Here is an 18,036-nt window from a genome sequence, read left to right on the forward strand (position 1 = left end):
ATCTAAACAGTATTTTAGCAACATTTCCTGAGTGGGGACAGAAAGTGCCCCCACTTTCACGATTTGGGGGCGAAAAGCGCCACCATATATCATAAATGATGGGTTCAAGGGAAAAATCCCTTATAAGTTTTTTGAAAACTGTCGTTTGGTAAAATCTATTCCATTTTTAAAAGCCTTGCGATAAAATATGTTCTGTGAGACGGTAGTTCTTTTGTCCCAACAAAAGCCAGATGACACGATAGAGATCGACTTAGATTTAGAAGTTGGATGCAACCAGTGCTGAGTTGAAAGCTCGTGATCAGATGGAATGGGTCAGATTGGTAAATGGTATTCGTAATATGGCAGAAGAACTTGTGCTAAAAGAATTGGTGTAGATCTAAAGCGTGGAAAACTCCTTCGGGAGCTTTTGGCTGTTTATAAGATAAATTCTGTCGGAGATTTATTATAAAACATTACTTTACAAGAAGAATAAAAAAGCATATAATTCTTTTATAATATATTTAATAAAAGAGGGTAAGAAAACGGAAAATAAAGATAAAAAAAATACAACAAGAAAAAAAATAATTAATTATGTGCTAAACAAGCATGTTACATCCAAGGCGGAAATCGCAAAAGAGTTAAACTTGAGTATGCCGACTGTGTTAGCAAATGTGAATGACTTATTAGAAAAAATGGTGTTGGAAGAAACTGGGGAATATGCTTCGACCGGTGGACGAAAGGCAAAAAGTATAGGGATTAATAAGTCATACTGTCATGCAATGGGAATTTTGATTACAGCGAATCATATAGAAATGGTATTAGTAAATCTTGGAGATGAGATTATAAAAAAAGATCGCATCCGTTTAAAATTTACGGCAGAATTATTCTATTGTACAGAGGTGGCACAAAAGGTCAAAACTTTTCTTGAAGGCGAATTAGCGAAGGACACGCTACTTGGGATTGGAGTGGCGATTCCAGGAATTATTGATCAGAAAGAACGGATCGTTTTAAAATCCCATGCTTTAGGTATAGAGAATTATAGTCTGCGCTTTTTAGAGCAGGCTTTGGAAATTCCAGTATATTTTGAAAACGATGCTAATGCTGCAATGCTTGCAGAAAAAAAGCAAAAATATCCAAATGCGATATATCTGTCTTTGAACCACACCTTAGGAGGTGCATTCTGCATAGATGGAAAGCTGTTTCGCGGGCAGAACCAGAAAGCAGGGGAGTTTGGTCACATGATACTCGTTCCCGGTGGAAGAAAATGTTATTGTGGTAAATCAGGATGTGCAGATGCATATTGTGCAGCAAGTGTACTGACACAAGATAACAGGCAGTCACTGGATGCATTTATGGAAAAAATTGAAAGCGGTGATGAAAAAAATTTGCAGACATGGAATGAGTATTTGGATCATCTTGCTGTTTTGATATCAAATCTGCGGATGGCATATGATATGGACATCATACTAGGAGGTGATGTGGGAGGCGTATTGTCAGATTATATGATACCATTGGGAGAAAAAGTGATGGCATATAATGGCTTTGAGCATGATGTTTCATACTTGAAAAATTGTTCGTATAAGAAAGAAGCGTCGGCTGTTGGAGCCGCGAAATACTTTTTTACAAAACATATGGTAGAATTGTAATTTTTCTAAACGCAGATAAGCAGTCCACCGCATCTGGTGCGTAGGGAATTAAGCGTTGGGTAAGGGGATGTTTAGTCTGTTGGAGTTAAAAACTCCCACTGACAAGTTGCAAAGCGAATGCGATGTCCGATTTATATGTGTGAAAAACGAGAAGTTGTGTAAAATTAGAAAAAGATATTATAGTAAAAAAACGGAAAGAAAACAGTAACTACTGTTTCCTTTCCGTTTTTTTGCATATTAATTGTGAAAAATATACAAAAAATATATTTTGAAATTATGAAATATATAAAAATATGAAAAAACATATTGACAAATTGTGTTTATAGGACAATAATATAATTACTTTAATAAAACATTTTATAAAACGCATAACAATATAAAAAAGGAGGAAACAACTATGTTACAGCAGGTAATGACAAATCCAGGAGAAATTATTTTCAGAGAGATTCCGGTTCCAGAGGTAAAGGAAAATCAGGTGTTGGTAAAGATTATGAATATTGGTGTTTGTGGATCAGATATTCATGTTTATCATGGAAAACATCCGTTTACAAAATATCCGGTAACACAGGGACATGAGGTTTCCGGTGAGATTACAGAACTTGGAAAAAATATCACCGAGTTTCATGTGGGACAGAAGGTGACGATAGAGCCGCAGGTATATTGTGGACATTGCTATCCATGTCGTCATGGAAAGTATAATCTCTGTGAGGAATTAAAAGTAATGGGATTTCAGACGACAGGAACAGCATCTGAGTATTTTGCAGTGGATGCATCTAAAGTAACACCTATTCCGGAAGATATGTCCTATGAAGAAGGAGCTATGATCGAACCTCTTGCTGTGGCAGTTCATGGTGTAAAACAGATGGGCGATGTGGCTGGCATGAATATTGCAGTCCTTGGCGCAGGACCGATCGGAAATCTCGTGGCACAGACAGCAAAAGGAATGGGAGCAGCGAAAGTGATGATCACAGATATCAGTGATCTTAGACTGGCGAAGGCAAAAGAATGTGGAATTGATGTGTGTGTGAATACCAAAAATAAAGACTTCGGTGAGGCGATGATCGAAGCATTTGGACCGGATAAGGCAGATGTGATCTACGACTGTGCCGGAAACAATATCACAATGGGACAGGCAATTAAATATGCAAGAAAAGGAAGCACGATCGTACTGGTGGCTGTTTTTGCAGGAATGGCAGAAGTAGATCTTGCAGTGGCAAATGACCACGAACTTGACATTAAGAGCACGATGATGTACCGCCATGATGATTACATAGATGGAATCAGACTGGTAAATGAGGGCAAAGTTCATTTGAAACCGCTCATTTCAAAGACATTTGCTTTTAAAGATTATCTGAAGGCATACCAGTATATTGATGATAACCGCGAGACAACGATGAAAGTAATTATCAACGTCAGTGAAAAGTAAGGAGTTCGTATGGAAAATAAATATGGAATTGTCGGAATTGCCCATGTCGGGCTTCCGACAAACGATTTACAGAAAACAGTTGAGTTTTATAAGAGTCTTGGATTTGAAGTAATTATGCAGTCTTATAATGAAAAAGCAGGGGAAAAAGTGGCATTTTTACAGATAAAAAATTACTGCATAGAGACTTTTGAAAATGGAAAGGCGGAAATGTCAGACGGTGCATACCAACATGTTGCACTTGATGTGGAAGACATTGAAAGTATGTATCAGAAAATCTGCAATGAAAAATACACAGTTATTACAGACGGAATCGAAGAACTGCCATTTTGGGAAAATGGTGTGAAGTTTTTTATGATTAAGGGACCAAATGAGGAAAGAATAGAGTTCTGTCAGAAAATCTGATAAAAATAGGAGGGACATATGGGAGGCGAAAGCAAAAATGGAAAAGTACCGCTGATCAGTAAGATTGCATATGGGTTTGGTGATGTTGGATGTAATTTCAGCTGGATGTTCGTCAGTAATTTTCTGATGATATTTTATACAGACGTGTTCGGAATCAGTATGGCGGCTGTTTCAGCACTTATGCTTTTTTCAAGATTCTGGGATGCAATCAATGATCCAATCGTCGGGGGACTTACGGATAAAACAAAATCGAGATGGGGACGGTACCGTCCATGGCTGTTAGTAGCGGCACCAATTACAGCAATTCTTCTTGTGATGACATTCTGGGCAAGACCTGACTGGCCGCAGAATGGAAAGATCATTTATATGGTAATTACATATTGTCTGCTGGTTTTGGGATATACCTGTGTGAATATTCCATATGGAACCTTGTGTGGTGCTATGACACAGGATATTGATGAACGTGCAAAAATAAATACATCCCGTTCGGTTGCAGCGATGATTGCAATTGGTGTGTTAAATATTATCACAGTTCCACTGCTCAGCAAATTCGGCAGTCATAGTGCAAAGACAGGATATCTGACGGTTGCGGTCATATATGGATGTATTTTTACAGCCTGTCATTTCTTCTGCTTTGCGAAGACGAAAGAGGCAGTGATTACTCCGGAAAAAGAAAAAATTTCTGTAAAGATACAGTTGAAAGCAGTCATGCAGAACAGACCATATCTTCTTGCATTGGTAGGACAGATATTATTTGGATTTACATTATATGGTAGAAACGCAGATATTCTGTATTATTTTACATATGTGGAAGGGAATGCCTCCTACTACACAACTTATTCGATGAGCATCATTATTCCTTCTATCATCGGGGCAGCCTGTTTTCAACCATTATTCCGCAAGTTGAATAACAAAGGAAGAACAGCATCTCTCTTTGCTTTATTTACAGGAATTTCCATGTTGTCTATGTTTTTCTTCAATGCCAAAGAATCACCGGCTATTTTTTATGCATTATCTGGTCTCACACAGTTTTTTTTCTCTGGATTTAATACCGCAATCTATGCAATTATTCCAGACTGTGTGGAATATGGGGAGTGGAAAACCGGACTTAGAAATGATGGTTTTCAGTATGCATTTATTTCACTTGGAAATAAAATCGGAATGGCAGTTGGAACAGCACTTTTAGCAGGATTACTTGGAAAATATGGTTATATTGCAAATCAGACACAAAATGCAATTGTACTTTCAATTATGAAACATGCATTTACGACGATTCCAGGTGCACTGTGGATTGTGACTGCGGTTGTATTATTTTTCTACCGGTTAAATAAAAAACGTTATAACGAGATTGTGGAAGAACTGAAAAATGGAAGAAAAAGTTGACATCGTGGCATTGGAAGAATTGCTGATTGATTTTACGGAAGCAGGACACAGCCAGGATGGGAGGAAATTAAAATACCGATACCAATAGAAATTTTAAAATCGGATACGATCTGAATGGCGTTTGCTTTTCTTCCGCCGGTGGATGCAAAAAGCCGTTTTTTTTCTATCAGACCTTCCTGCTCCAGAAGGTTGAGGTTCTGGCTGACTGTGGATAAACCCATCTGCAGTTCCTGAACGATCTGCTGCTTGGAGGTCTTTTTCTTTCTGTAAATATATTGGTAAACCTTTGATTTATTTATTTTTTTGAGACTAATGTTGGTCAATCCCTTTTCGCTCATGTTGTTCTCCTGATTACGTTGCAAGATAATGTTAAGTTTATTGTAGCATAGAACGAAAAAAAGCAATAAAAAGGATATGTATTACAGAAAGCTGACGGAAAAGCAATAACGATACACAAATATGTTGGAATGATTCCCGGAAAGGGTTTACATATCTTCAAAATGCAATTAATATAAGGAAGGGATCTTCCCATCCATAAAAAATAAGATACGGAGAATTAACATGAAAAAACAATTGAAGGATACTCAGATTCTGTTGGAAATCCTGATCCTGACAGCAGCTGTTGCTATTATTGCAGCGGCAGTCTATTTTTTTCTGGTACCAAGCCATACTTCTGTCAGCAGTATTTCGGGTCTTGGTATCGTACTTTCCAACTTTGTACCGTTGCCCCTTTCCGCCATCACCATGATTCTGAACGTAGTACTTCTGATCATCGGCTTTTTTACCTGCGGAAGAGAATTTGGTGTAAAAACCGTCTACACCAGTATCATGCTTCCTGTTTTTCTTGGACTTTTTGAAAAAATCTTCCCGGATTTTGGTTCGATGACAAACAGTCAGGAGCTGGATGTTCTGTGCTATACACTTGTAGTCAGTGTGGGACTCAGTATTCTTTTTAACAGAAATGCTTCTTCCGGCGGACTTGATATTGTAGCAAAGATCATGAATAAATATCTTCATATGGAGCTTGGAAAAGCTATGTCGCTGTCCGGTATGTGCGTTGCCCTGTCTGCAGCACTCGTTTACGACAAAAAAACGGTAGTCCTGAGTATTCTTGGAACGTATTTTAACGGAATTGTTCTGGATCATTTTATTTTTGATCATAATATCAAACGCCGGGTATGTATCATCACTCCAAAGGAAGAAGAACTTCGGGAATTTATTCTTCATGAGCTGCACAGCGGTGCTACGATCTATGAAGCCTATGGTGCCTACAACATGCAGAAGCGCAAAGAAATCATCACAATCGTAGACAAGACCGAATACCAGAAGCTGATGAATTTTATCAACAAACTTGATCCGAAAGCGTTTATCACAGTTTATAATGTATCCAACATGAGATATCAGCCTAAAATGTAAAAAAGTTCCGCAGCACCTCAATCACAGAAGTGCTGCGGAATTTTTTTACCGTAATTTTCTGTGAAAACGTTTCTTGAATTATTCCATGGAGCAAAAACTCCGGCGCGGCGGAAGGAGAAGAAGAGCGGACGGATGCAGATGGATACGATCAATGACATTGCTATAGTGCAAATAAGGACACTTTTTTAGACAAAGCGTGTTCTTTTTTTACCACATAAAGTTATCTATAATTAGAGACAGAAAATGGAGGAAGGGTATGAAAAGATATTATTTAGCAATTGATATAGGAGCATCCAGCGGAAGACATATTCTCGGGCATATGGAAGATGGGAAAATGGTTCTCGAGGAAATTTACCGTTTCCCGAATGGAATGCAGAAACAGGACGGTGAGAAGGTGTGGGATATCGAGGTACTCTTTGAAGCCGTGTTGGCCGGAATGAAAAAATGCAGAGAACTTGGAAAAATCCCGGTGAGTGTCGGAATTGATACATGGGCGGTTGATTTTGTCCTTTTGGACAAAGATGATCAGCGGATCGGAAATGCCGTTGCCTATCGCGATGACCGCACGAAAGGGATGGACAAGGAGGTTTACCGTACGGTGCCGGAGGAAGAACTCTATGCATCGACCGGTATTCAGAAACAAATTTTTAACAGTATTTATCAGCTCATGGCGTGGAAGAAGAAAAAGCCGGAACAGCTGGAAAAAGCAGAGACTCTTCTGATGATTCCGGATTACCTGAATTTCCTGCTTTCCGGCGTGAAAGCGCAGGAATACACAAATGCAACAACGACCCAGCTTGTCAATCCGGAAACCGGGGACTGGAACAGGGAGATGATTCAAAAACTGGGATACCCGGAGAAAATCTTCCTGCCGATCCGTGAGCCGGGGACTGTGATCGGCCATCTGAAAAAAGAAATCCGGGAGCAGGTCGGTTTCGACTGTGAAATTGTTCTTCCCGCAACACACGACACTGGCTCTGCGGTAGTCGCTGTGCCAAGCAATGAGGAGCACGTGCTCTATATCAGCTCCGGAACCTGGTCTCTGATGGGAACAGAATTAAAAGAGGCCGATTGCGGAACAGAAGCTATGCAGCACAATTTTACCAATGAGGGCGGCTACAACAGAAAATACCGTTTCCTGAAAAATATCATGGGTCTGTGGATGGTCCAGTCTGTGAAAAAAGAAATCGCAGAAGATTTAAGCTTTGGAACGATCTGCGAAATGGCATCGAAATGCACCATCCCATCTATCGTGGATGCAAACGACGACCGTTTCCTTGCACCGGAAAATATGACAGCCGAGGTACAGAAGGCATGTGAAGAAAGTGGCCAGCAGATACCGCAGGGAATTGCAGAGGTTGCAGCAGTGATCTACAACAGCCTGGCAGTATGCTATGCAAAGACATTAAAAGAACTGGAAGAACAAACAGGCTGCCGGTACCGAACTATTCATGTCGTAGGCGGCGGCGCCAATGCCGATTATCTGAACCGGCTGACAGCAGAAAAGACCGGAAGAACCGTACTGGCGGGACCGACCGAGGCAACTGCTATCGGCAATCTGGCGGTGCAGATGATCACCGGAAAAGAATGCAGCAATTTGAAGGATGCGAGAAACTGCATTTTCCATTCCTTCGAAATCAAACAATATGAGTCATAAAAAATGAGACGAAAGGTTAAAAGGGGCGAAGAACATGTTAGTTGAAACAAAAGCAAAAGTAGGTGTATTTGCAATCGCACTGGGTGCATATCTGCCGCAGTTCCCGACGCTGGTTCCGGAATTTGAGGCACAGTATGATGCGTTCAAAAAGACGATTCCCGATACCGTTGAAATGATCGATGGTGGAATCGTTACAACGAAAGAATTATCCATGGAAGCAGGAGATAAGTTCCGCGCAGCGGATGTAGATCTTGTTATTTTACAGCTTCTGACCTACGCGACCAGCTACAATATGCTCCCGGCAGTCCGTGACCTGAATGTGCCGGTTGTGCTTGTGAATGTGCAGAAGCGGAAAGCACCGGATTATGCCAATACCGATACGCCAAAATGGCTCGGTGAGCTGTATGCCTGTGGAGCAGTCGGTGAGATGGTAGCCGATCTGGAGCGTGCGGGCAAACGTCATGCCGTCATCACCGGTGTTGTAGAAGGCGGAGATGCTTACGTGGCAAAGGAAATCGATGAGTGGTGCCGGGCAGCCCAGGTACGCAGAAGATTCCGCTACACCAATATTGCCCAGATCGGAAGACCATATCCGGGAATGATGGACCTGTATATCGATGAAACCAATCTTTACAACCGGATGGGACTTTATACGAAACAGTTCGACTGGGAGAAAATATGGGCAATCGCGGATCCTGTTACAGATGAGGCCGCAATCCGCGCCAAGGCAGAGGAGATTCTGGATACCTTTGACATCGAGGGCGGTGCAACGGTAGAGACCGTATGGGATATGGCAAAATATGTCGTTGCATTTGAAGAGTGGGTGAAAAAAGAAGAGCTTGGCATGGTGGCATCCCATTATGACGGCTTTGCCAAAGGGGTTGCCGGAAAACTGGACAGCATGCTGATCCCGGCATTTTCCATGCTGATCAAACAGGGTACAGCCTGTGCCGTAGAGGGTGATATGAAAGTTGCAATGGCAATGAGCATTCTGAAAACAATCGCCGGAACCGGTCAGCTTTCTGAGATGTATTCGATCGATTTCAATGAGGATATCTGTATTATCGGCCACTCCGGATCGGGAGATGCTGATATTTCGCAGGCGAAAAAACCGTCCATGAAAATCGTTGATGTTTTTCATGGCAAAACGGGCGGCGGATATCTGACGCAGTTTTATCCGCCAGTCGGAGATGTTACATATCTTGGAATTACGCAGGATAAAGACGGTCATTTTAAATTTGTTGCTGCAGAGGGGGTCAATGAGGATGGCCCGATCTTTACCTTTGGCGATACGAATATGAGAACACGTTTCTCCATTGGGGCAAGAGAATTCTGCAACAGATGGAGTGAGGCTGGACCAACACATCATATGGCAGCAGCTGTCGGACATCATATTGATACGATTCTGAAAGTGGCAAAAATCCTGGATGTGCCGGTAGAGGTTGTGTGCCGGTAAATATCGATAAAAGAAGAGGAAAAGAGAGAAAGAAGAGGGAAAAAACATGAAATTTTTAGATGCAGAATTTGTAAAGGGCTTTATCCGCATGGCAAATGATGGCTGGGAGCAGGGATGGCATGAGAGAAACGGCGGAAACCTTTCTTACCGTGTGAAACCGGAAGAGGTTGAAGAGGTAAAAGAAAATTTTGAGGCCAGAGAGTGGAATCCGATCGGAACCACCGTTCCAAACCTTGCGGGAGAGTATTTCCTGGTAACCGGAAGCGGAAAATATTTCCGAAATGTCACCATCAAACCGGAAGACAGCATCTGTATGATTGAGCTGGATGAAAAAGGTGAAAATTACCGCATCGTCTGGGGTCTCGTCAACGGAGGACGTCCGACCTCAGAGCTTCCGAGCCATCTGATGAACCTGGAGGTAAAAAAACTGCAGGACGAAAGATACCGCGTTGTGTACCATGCACATACCACCAACGTGATCGCGCTTACCTTTGTTCTGCCGCTGGAAGATAAAGTATTTACCCGCGAACTCTGGGAGATGGCAACCGAGTGCCCTGTTGTATTCCCGTCCGGAATCGGTGTCGTTCCGTGGATGGTTCCGGGAGGCAGAGAGATCGCCGTTGCCACGAGCGAGCTGATGAAGAAATATGATCTTGCCATCTGGGCACACCACGGCATGTTCGCCGCCGGCTTTGATTTTGACCTGACCTTCGGTCTGATGCATACCGCAGAAAAATCTGCAGAAATCCTGGTAAAAACACTTTCTATGCAGCCAACGAAACGCCAGACGATCACACCGGATGAATTCCGCCATCTGGCAAAAGACTTCGGCGTAACACTTCCGGAAGAGTTTTTGTATGAGAAATAAAACTGGAAACTGATAGTGAAAAATGGCCGTCTGATCCTTGCACTGAGGAATGGGACGGCCATTTTTTTGCTGTGCAGAAGAAAAAGTCTATTAATTTCTTTCGGAATTTGATAAACTATAAGATAAGATTATCGATTAGAAAACAGTGGAACATTTCATTATCAGACAGAAAATGCTGGTGTGTCTGCGCTCAGAAAGGAAAGATGAAATATGACTTCAGCGATTAGTATAGGAAAACAGGATTTTGCTTCCCTTCGAGAAAATCATTATTTTTATGTTGATAAAACCGATTTTATCAGACAATGGTGGGAAAGTGGAGATGACATTACGCTGATCACACGTCCGAGAAGATTTGGCAAAACATTGAATATGAGCATGCTGAATTGTTTCTTTTCCAGACAGTATGCAGAAAAAGGTACCATCTTTGAAGGGCTTTCCATCTGGAAACAGGAAAAATACCGCAGACTGCAGGGAACTTATCCGGTGATTTTTCTGAGCTTTGCGGACGTAAAACAGAATAACTATCAAGATGCAGTGCAGAAGATAAAAAATATTATTGTAGATGCTTATCGCCGACATCGGTATTTGGAGCAGGAAGAATGTTTTACGCAAAATGAAAAACAGCAGATGCTGGAAATTACAGAAAAAATGAGTGATGTGACAGCACAGGATGCATTAAAAAATCTTTCCAGTTATTTGAATCTTTTATATGGAAAAAAAGTTTTGATCTTTCTGGATGAATATGACACGCCCATGCAGGAAGCCTATATTCATGGATACTGGGATGAATTTGTAGGATTTATGAGAAGCCTTTTCAATGCGACATTCAAAACAAATCCATATCTGGAACGCGCTGTGATGACTGGAATTACCCGTATTTCCAAAGAATCTGTTTTTTCGGACCTTAATAATCTGACGGTTATTACAACAACATCGGATGCCTATGCAGACTGTTTTGGTTTTACAGAAGAAGAGGTATTTCAATCATTAGATCAATTTGGAATGCCGGAAAAGAAAGATCTGGTAAAGCAATGGTATGACGGATTTTGCTTTGGCACGCATCGTGATATTTACAATCCGTGGTCTATTACAAATTATCTGAAAGAGAAAAAACTGCGGCCCTACTGGGCAGCTACAAGTTCCAATGGATTGATCAGCAAACTCCTGCAGTCGGCATCGGTAAATATGAAGGAAGAACTGGAAAAACTGATCAACAGACAACAAATTGTAGTTAATTTTGATGAGCAGATTATATTTGGACAATTAGAACAGGATGAAAGTGCGGTATGGAGTCTGTTGGTGGCAAGCGGTTATCTGAAAGTGGAGGAGATTGAATACAGAGGACTGACGCTGGAGCCGTGGTATTCTCTTTCCATCACAAATCTGGAGACTGTGAGCATGTTTTCGAATATGTTCAAAAGCTGGTTTGCAGCGGCATCTGCCAATTATAATGAATTTATCAAAGCATTGCTGAATGGTGATGTAAAAGCGATGAACCTCTATATGAATGATATTGCACTTGCTACATTTAGTAATTTTGATGCTGGAAAACATGCGTCCGAGCGGAGCCAGCCAGAGCGGTTTTATCATGGATTTGTACTTGGGCTGCTGGTGGAAGTGCGAGATCTTTATGAGGTGCGTTCCAATCGGGAAAGTGGGTATGGAAGATACGATGTGATTCTAATTCCCAGAAATTTGGATCGAGATGCTATGATTCTGGAATTTAAAGTAAAAGAAACGGAAGAAAAAACGCTGCAGGAAACGGTACAAAAAGCACTGGCGCAGATTGAAATAAAGAAATACGACGCGGAACTGAAAGAACGGGGAATCCCAAAAGAAAGAATCCGGCATTATGGATTTGCGTTTGAAGGGAAAAAGGTACTAATTGGGTAATAGAAAACGCTGTCAATGCTTCTCTGGAAGGGGAAGCGGGACAGCGTTTTTTTTTGTTAATTGTGATTAGAGTACCATTTGAAGCAGCATCACCATAAGCGGCATCGTCACAATAGAAGCCAGCGTAGTAACAACATTGATGGCACTGGCATAGCGTGAATCGTTTCCGTATACCTGACACATCTGTGTAACTGTAGAGACAGATGGCGTGATGACGGCGAGAAAAACAATCAGAATCAGCGTCGGTCCGTCTGCAGAAAGATCGGCAAGATGGCTGATTTTCAGAAGAACAAGCGCCATCAGCGGAACGGCGATCAGGCGGAGAAAGGTCACGAAGTAAATCCGTTTATTCGCAAAAATCTGCCGGAAGTCCATGCCGGCAAAAAGCATACCCGTAACAATCATACTGGCAGGGCCAACCATGCTTCCGACAGAATGAAGCGTATTGTTGACCAGCGCAGGAAGCCGGATGCCCGTGAAAAAAAGAAGAATTCCGACGAAAATAGAAATAATATTGAGGTTCAGAACAATCTTCTTCCAGTCATAGGAAGCCTCACGGCTGATCACCTTTTTGCAGTGCGTCCAGAAAAAGACAAGCTGTACGCTCATATAAACACAGCTGTAAAGCACCCATTCCGCTCCTAAAACGGCCGTCACAAGCGGCACAATCAGATTGCCGGAATTGGAGTAGTAAACAGAAGTTATCTCAACCGCATCCAAATGAAACACCCGTCCAAGAGCTGAAACCGCAAAAAGAAGCACAACCTGCATCAGAAGCGAAGCCGCAAACGCAACCAGCAGCCCCCGCACCGTTTCCGGCGTGTAATCGACCTGAAAACGCATTCAGAATCACGCAGGGAATGATCAGGTACAGCACAATTTTCGACAGAACTTTGCTGTCCTCATCCTTTAAAAGTCCGGCTTTTACGATTAAAAAGCCCATCAAAATCATAAGAAAAAGCTGCGCGATCTGCTGCGCAAGAAGAATACTGATCGTCATAAAAATCTCCCCATATGTGTGTCTTATAGAAAATATTATAAGGTGGAGAAGAGGGGATTTCAATTTCTTTTTGAGAGATTTGGGTCGAAATAATGGTGAAAATATAAGAAAAATGGCTGTTGACCAAAAGAAAATGCTGTCATATAATATATTCGACAAGAGAGCCGTTGGTCAGTGTACACCTGACCGCCGGATAAAGCTTCTAACTAAAAATAGCGCCTAACTTTACCAGAGCAGGGGCGCTATTTTGATTTGACAAAATTACACGATTGCAATATAATATACTTAACAAGACAGCCGGAAGGTGAGCGCAATCACCCGATCTGGCGAAAATATTAAATAGCTATAAGAAGTGGCCATCCATGCTTACCAGAGAGCAGGATGGCCATTTCTTAATTTCTATAATAAAGGAAGGCTGAATTATAGTCAAGAAATTTTTGCGATTTTAAAACAAAGTAATAAAAAGTGTGATATAATAACCTCATAATGAAAAGTAAAATTCCGCCTATTTTTCTACATTGTAGGCGGCAATTTTACACCTGCCAGTTAGTGAATCCTAATAAAAGTAAGATGGAGGTACCCGCCCATGATGGAATACACCAGCAAATATTGGAACATGCTGACTCCTTTAATAAAGAAAAGTCTGCTAAAACGCTACGGAAAAGAGGAGACCGCAGAGCTTCTCCGCAAGACCAACCAGATCTACCGCGACATGCTTCGCCGCGCCGATGATATCGGAAAGGACAACCCGATGGCGTCGAATCTCTATGAAGGCCTCATTTTTCTTGCGCTCTGGGATGCGTCGGACAGACAGATTTCTGTGGATGAACTGCGTACAATCTCAGAGGAGATGATGTCCTTCCCGTTTCTGAAAGCCATGGGCCTGATGATTAATGCGAATAAGAAGAGCGGCATGGCGCGGATTGCGAAGATGATGCATAAGGATGCCGCCTGGCTGGAAGCACATCCGCAGTATAAGGCGTATTCGTGGGATTTTCATTTTGATGAGACGAAGCATCAGAACGGTTTTTATTACCACTTCACCCAATGTCCCCTGAACACCTTCGCCCGAAAAGAGGGCTATCTGGAAGTGCTGCCGATTATGTGCGACATTGATTACAAGACAGCAGCCCTGATGCACGCGAAGCTCTACCGTGACCATACGCTGGCAGGCGGCGGTGAGGTCTGTGATTACTGGTTCGTGGGGGACAAGGTGGAAAATCCGAAATAAAACAAGACCGGACCGGAACCGGTGAAATGGATCGAAGAATATAAAACACAGAAGGGAGATCACCCAGAATGAGCAATGAAAAAATAAAACCAAAACTGAACGGAACCGCCGAGACGATGCTGGCAGTGCTTCTACGCCCGCGCCATGCACAGCAGAAATCCGAAAAACAAGTTCCGCGACACCAAAGCAGAAGAGCTGATTGACCGCATCGACTATGATTTCAGCAATGCGAAAAAGGACACAGCAATGAGCGGCGGAATCGTAGTGCGGAGTGTTGTGTTTGATGAGCTGGTCAGCGACTTTATCCGAAAGAACCCGGATTGTACCGTTGTCAACATCGCCTGTGGTCTGGACACACGGTTTTACCGCATGGATAATGGAAAAATCACCTGGTATAATCTCGATCTGCCGGAGACGATTGAGGTACGCGATTCGATCTATCAGGAATCCGGCCGCGTTTCCACGATTGCGTGTTCCGTGCTCGATCCGGCATGGGCCGATCAGGTAAAAGTGCGGGGCAAAATGCTTTTCATTATCGAAGGTCTGACCATGTACATGAAAGCGGATGAGGTCAGAATGATGCTCGCCATCATCCGCGATCATTTCGACAATGCCTACGTCTGCATGGAAACGCTGTGCCCGTACTTTGTAAAGAAAGAAAACATCGAAAAATCTATTCAGGCGACGGGCGCGACGTTTACCTGGGGTGCGAACAGCTTTGCAGACCTGGGCGACATTGCCGCCGGTTTCCGAAAAGTAAAAGACGACAACATCGCCCGCGGTATGGAAACGCTGAATCCCATCTACAAGCTGGTGATGTGGATGCCGATCATCCACAAATTCGCAGAGAAAATTCTGGTGTTTGAAAAAGCGTAAGAAAAGAAATGAAAAGAAACAGGCAGCCCGGCAGCGGAAAAGCCCCAAAAGCTTCCGTGCAGGGAACCTGTTTTTTGCTTGTACAGGAAATTAACAAATCATTCATCCGGCCACACAAAGTGTGCGTTTCCCGCTTCAAGGCCGTCAATCAGAATATTCTGCCCCGTGCAGAAGCGGTTGGTCACGGTCATAAAATACGCCCAGTCCGCCGCTTCCTCAACGGTCATCCACCGTTTCAGCGGCGTCAGATCCATGATCTGATCCCAGAGCTTTTTATCTTCCGTGACAGGCAGATTCAGCTCGGTCAGTACGCCGCCGAAATCAAGGCTGTTGCACGTTCCGCCGTACGGTGCAATGCGGAGTGCCACATTTTTTGTGTAGGCGAGAACGCCGCCCTTGCTTGCGGTGTATTCCGGAAATTCAGCTCCGGTATGGCCGCTGGCCGAGCCGATCATAAGGACGGCGCGGATGTTGTCATGAATTCCGTACGCCTCCGTGATTGCGATGGTTCCCTTCAAATTGATATCAATATCATCCTCGTTCTGCACACCCGCGTTGTTGATGACAATATCGAAAGGCGCAAGCGCCGGATACTGTTCCCTGTCGCGGATATCAAGGCAGAAATGAGTATACGAATCCTGGCTGATCGAAGCCTCCTTCCGGTCAAATCCGGTAACGTCAAAGCCTTCTTTTAAAAATTTCTCCGCAATCGCCTTTCCGATTCCGGAGCTGGTTCCTGTAATAAGTACACGCATACGATAACCTCCCGATGAAATATTACCCTCATTATACCGCAAACACAGCATGCGATCCAGAAGAAACGAAAAAGAATGCAGGAAAAGAAAATGTTACGGGAAAAATCACTGCATAAAACAAAAGAGTCTCTCAAAACCACAACAAATAATTGACAGATTTTAGGAGAAGGAGTAGAGTTTTTGAAAGGGGGATTATCCCTGCAAAGAGTGAAAACAAAAGAGGTGCAAATATGCTGAAAGTAGACAATCTTACCTTTGAAGTAAACGAAGAGGGAAGAAAACGCTGCCTCGTCAACCACATCAGTTTTGAGGTAAAGGACGGGGAAATGCTGGTGATTACCGGACCGAACGGTGGCGGAAAATCAACGCTGGCCAAAGTGCTTGCAGGAATTGAGGACGCCAATGGCGGAGAAATCTTCCTGGATGAGGAAAATATTACCGGTTATGATATTGACCACCGTGCAAACGCCGGCATCGGCTATGCATTCCAGCAGCCGCCGCGTTTTAAAGGAATGACGGTGAAAAAAATGCTGTCGCTGGCAGCCGGAAAAGAACTGACGGAAGCCGAGAGCTGTAAACTCCTCTCCGCTGTCGGACTCTGCTCTGCCGATTACCTGAACCGCCAGATGGACGGTACGCTCTCGGGAGGAGAGATGAAGCGTCTGGAGATCGCAACGGTTCTTGCAAAACCGCATAAGGTCAGCATTTTCGATGAGCCGGAGGCCGGCATTGACCTGTGGAGCTTTTCCATGCTGATCAAACGGTTTGAAGAAATCCACAAAGAGAAGAAAGAATGTCTGATCCTCATTTCTCATCAGGAACGCATTATCCAGATGGCAGACAAGATCATGGTGATCGAGGACGGCCAGGTGAAAGAATACGGTACAAAGGAAGACGTACTGCCGACCCTGTTCCAGCAGAAAACAGGCCGGATGTGCGGCCAGGAAGGAGGCACATGCTGATGGTACAGGTAGATGAGACAACCCAGGGCGTATTAAATCAGATCAGCGAGGGATTTGAGCAGAAAGGGGCATACAATCTCCGCCAGAACGGCATTCCGCTCTGCCACGGTGACAGTGAACATATCAAAATCCGCAAAAAAGAGGATAAGCCGGGCATTGATATTTTGATTGACGGCGAGACAAAAGGCGAAAAAGTATTTATCCCGGTTGTCGTCAGCGTTTCCGGTATGACGGATCTTGTTTACAATGATTTCTACGTTGCGGACGGCGCCGATGTTACGATTGTAGCGGGCTGCGGTATCCACAACGGCGGCTGCAACGACAGCCGGCACGACGGTATCCATACGTTCCATGTAGGAAAAAATGCCAACGTGCGCTACGAGGAAAAGCATTACGGAGAGGGAAACGGAACGGGACAGCGGATTCTGAACCCGGTGACAAATATTGAAATCGGAGAAAATTCCGTTTTTACGCTGGATACCGTACAGATTAAGGGCGTTGACTCAACAATTCGTACGACGAATGTTGTGATGGATGCGAACTCCAAACTGTTCGTGCTCGAACGTCTGATGACAGACGGTGACCAGAAGGCAGAGTCGGATATTGAAGTATGTATGAACGGAAGCGGTTCTTCCGCACAGATTATTTCACGTTCTGTCGGAAAGGGCAATTCCTCCCAGGTCTTCCATCCCAAGGCAGTCGGCAAAAACAAATGCCACGCCCATATCCAGTGCGATTCTATCATCATGGATCACGCACAGGTCGGATCTATTCCGGAGATCCAGGCAAAACATGTGGATGCGGCAATCATCCACGAGGCGGCGATCGGACGGATCAATGATGAGCAGCTATTGAAACTCAGAACGCTCGGCATGACGGAAGCGGAGGCGGAAAACGTCATTATTGAAAACTTCCTGAGCTGAAGAAAAAAAGGAAACAAGAGAACAAAAAAGAGGCATTTCCAGTCTGCATAGATGGAGATGCCTCTTTTTGTGCATTTTTCACAAAAGCAGGTAGTAAATTTTACTAAAATAAAAAGTAAAATATTTTGACTTTTAACATATGATAAATTTGTACTGTTGAAAA

At 43.3% G+C, this 18,036-nt stretch carries 15 protein-coding genes and 2 pseudogenes; 14 read left to right on the top strand and 3 right to left on the bottom strand.

Annotated elements, in window-relative coordinates; all coding sequences use genetic code 11:
* Positions 1-275: 275 nt before the first annotated feature.
* From DXB83_RS17060 to DXB83_RS00115, 5 genes and pseudogenes are all read left to right on the top strand, one after another.
* Positions 276-374, top strand: a pseudogene (locus DXB83_RS17060) (TnpV protein); the annotation flags it as partial.
* Positions 375-503: 129 nt separating this feature from the next.
* A complete protein-coding gene (locus DXB83_RS00100; protein ID WP_330416909.1) occupies positions 504-1,625 on the top strand; it encodes an ROK family transcriptional regulator in 1,122 nt (373 codons plus the stop codon).
* A gap of 397 nt (positions 1,626-2,022) precedes the next feature.
* The gene (locus tag DXB83_RS00105) at positions 2,023-3,051 is read left to right on the top strand and encodes a zinc-dependent alcohol dehydrogenase (protein ID WP_055268459.1); all 1,029 of its coding nucleotides are present in this window, start codon (positions 2,023-2,025) and stop codon (positions 3,049-3,051) included.
* Between the two features lie 9 nt (positions 3,052-3,060).
* Entirely contained in the window at positions 3,061-3,453 is a 393-nt protein-coding gene (locus DXB83_RS00110; protein WP_055219658.1) for a VOC family protein, read from the top strand.
* Positions 3,454-3,471: 18 nt separating this feature from the next.
* A complete protein-coding gene (locus DXB83_RS00115; RefSeq protein WP_118697159.1) occupies positions 3,472-4,836 on the top strand; it encodes an MFS transporter in 1,365 nt (454 codons plus the stop codon).
* Positions 4,837-4,868: 32 nt separating this feature from the next.
* Here the strand turns inward: DXB83_RS00115 and DXB83_RS00120 are convergent, their stop codons facing one another.
* Positions 4,869-5,174, bottom strand: coding sequence for a MarR family transcriptional regulator (locus DXB83_RS00120; protein ID WP_238061358.1), 306 nt, complete (start codon positions 5,172-5,174; stop codon positions 4,869-4,871).
* Between the two features lie 223 nt (positions 5,175-5,397).
* Here DXB83_RS00120 and DXB83_RS00125 point away from each other — a divergent pair, with 223 nt between their 5' ends.
* The 5 genes from DXB83_RS00125 (at position 5,398) to DXB83_RS00145 (ending at position 12,126) form a co-directional block, all read left to right on the top strand.
* A complete protein-coding gene (locus tag DXB83_RS00125; RefSeq protein ID WP_022461234.1) occupies positions 5,398-6,252 on the top strand; it encodes a YitT family protein in 855 nt (284 codons plus the stop codon).
* A 256-nt stretch (positions 6,253-6,508) separates the two neighbouring features.
* A complete protein-coding gene (gene rhaB / locus DXB83_RS00130) occupies positions 6,509-7,909 on the top strand; it encodes a rhamnulokinase (protein ID WP_118697160.1) in 1,401 nt (466 codons plus the stop codon).
* 34 nt (positions 7,910-7,943) lie between these two features.
* Positions 7,944-9,365, top strand: coding sequence for an arabinose isomerase (locus DXB83_RS00135; RefSeq protein ID WP_117813231.1), 1,422 nt, complete (start codon positions 7,944-7,946; stop codon positions 9,363-9,365).
* Between the two features lie 46 nt (positions 9,366-9,411).
* Entirely contained in the window at positions 9,412-10,233 is an 822-nt protein-coding gene (rhaD, locus tag DXB83_RS00140) for a rhamnulose-1-phosphate aldolase (protein ID WP_117813229.1), read from the top strand.
* A gap of 210 nt (positions 10,234-10,443) precedes the next feature.
* On the top strand, positions 10,444-12,126 hold the full coding sequence (locus DXB83_RS00145; protein WP_117760515.1) for an AAA family ATPase: 1,683 nt from the start codon (positions 10,444-10,446) through the stop codon (positions 12,124-12,126).
* 66 nt (positions 12,127-12,192) lie between these two features.
* Here the strand turns inward: DXB83_RS00145 and DXB83_RS00150 are convergent.
* Positions 12,193-13,126: pseudogene (locus tag DXB83_RS00150) on the bottom strand (AEC family transporter).
* Positions 13,127-13,712: 586 nt separating this feature from the next.
* Between DXB83_RS00150 and DXB83_RS00155 the strand changes: the two are divergent.
* Together DXB83_RS00155 and DXB83_RS00160 are read left to right on the top strand one after the other, a co-directional pair.
* Positions 13,713-14,357 carry an L-2-amino-thiazoline-4-carboxylic acid hydrolase gene (locus tag DXB83_RS00155; protein WP_118601437.1) on the top strand — a complete coding sequence of 215 codons (645 nt, stop codon included), beginning with the start codon at positions 13,713-13,715 and terminating at the stop codon, positions 14,355-14,357.
* A gap of 144 nt (positions 14,358-14,501) precedes the next feature.
* A complete protein-coding gene (locus tag DXB83_RS00160) occupies positions 14,502-15,233 on the top strand; it encodes a class I SAM-dependent methyltransferase (RefSeq protein ID WP_330423004.1) in 732 nt (243 codons plus the stop codon).
* Between the two features lie 98 nt (positions 15,234-15,331).
* Here the strand turns inward: DXB83_RS00160 and DXB83_RS00165 are convergent, their stop codons facing one another.
* Positions 15,332-15,988, bottom strand: a complete 657-nt coding sequence (locus tag DXB83_RS00165; RefSeq protein WP_118601438.1) for an SDR family NAD(P)-dependent oxidoreductase — start codon at positions 15,986-15,988, stop codon at positions 15,332-15,334.
* A 230-nt stretch (positions 15,989-16,218) separates the two neighbouring features.
* Here DXB83_RS00165 and DXB83_RS00170 point away from each other — a divergent pair, with 230 nt between their 5' ends.
* Positions 16,219-16,950, top strand: coding sequence for an ABC transporter ATP-binding protein (locus DXB83_RS00170; RefSeq protein ID WP_055227049.1), 732 nt, complete (start codon positions 16,219-16,221; stop codon positions 16,948-16,950).
* Positions 16,950-17,873, top strand: a complete 924-nt coding sequence (locus DXB83_RS00175; RefSeq protein ID WP_055219683.1) for a SufB/SufD family protein — start codon at positions 16,950-16,952, stop codon at positions 17,871-17,873. Before DXB83_RS00170 ends, DXB83_RS00175 begins: the two co-directional genes overlap by 1 nt.
* Positions 17,874-18,036 lie beyond the last annotated feature (163 nt).

It is taken from the genome of Blautia sp. OM06-15AC (assembly GCF_003481425.1).
GTDB classification, from domain to species: Bacteria; Bacillota; Clostridia; order Lachnospirales; family Lachnospiraceae; genus Fusicatenibacter; species Fusicatenibacter saccharivorans.

Coding starts and splice junctions, on each gene's coding strand:
- rhaD (WP_117813229.1), top strand. CDS start 9,412: ATGAAATTTTTAGATGCAGAATTTGTAAAGGGCTTTATCCGCATGGCA.
- DXB83_RS00155 (WP_118601437.1), top strand. CDS start 13,713: ATGATGGAATACACCAGCAAATATTGGAACATGCTGACTCCTTTAATA.
- DXB83_RS00165 (WP_118601438.1), bottom strand. CDS start 15,988: ATGCGTGTACTTATTACAGGAACCAGCTCCGGAATCGGAAAGGCGATT.
- DXB83_RS00125 (WP_022461234.1), top strand. CDS start 5,398: ATGAAAAAACAATTGAAGGATACTCAGATTCTGTTGGAAATCCTGATC.
- DXB83_RS00175 (WP_055219683.1), top strand. CDS start 16,950: ATGGTACAGGTAGATGAGACAACCCAGGGCGTATTAAATCAGATCAGC.
- DXB83_RS00135 (WP_117813231.1), top strand. CDS start 7,944: ATGTTAGTTGAAACAAAAGCAAAAGTAGGTGTATTTGCAATCGCACTG.
- DXB83_RS00160 (WP_330423004.1), top strand. CDS start 14,502: ATGCACAGCAGAAATCCGAAAAACAAGTTCCGCGACACCAAAGCAGAA.
- DXB83_RS00170 (WP_055227049.1), top strand. CDS start 16,219: ATGCTGAAAGTAGACAATCTTACCTTTGAAGTAAACGAAGAGGGAAGA.
- DXB83_RS00110 (WP_055219658.1), top strand. CDS start 3,061: ATGGAAAATAAATATGGAATTGTCGGAATTGCCCATGTCGGGCTTCCG.
- DXB83_RS00115 (WP_118697159.1), top strand. CDS start 3,472: ATGGGAGGCGAAAGCAAAAATGGAAAAGTACCGCTGATCAGTAAGATT.
- rhaB (WP_118697160.1), top strand. CDS start 6,509: ATGAAAAGATATTATTTAGCAATTGATATAGGAGCATCCAGCGGAAGA.
- DXB83_RS00145 (WP_117760515.1), top strand. CDS start 10,444: ATGACTTCAGCGATTAGTATAGGAAAACAGGATTTTGCTTCCCTTCGA.
- DXB83_RS00120 (WP_238061358.1), bottom strand. CDS start 5,174: ATGAGCGAAAAGGGATTGACCAACATTAGTCTCAAAAAAATAAATAAA.
- DXB83_RS00105 (WP_055268459.1), top strand. CDS start 2,023: ATGTTACAGCAGGTAATGACAAATCCAGGAGAAATTATTTTCAGAGAG.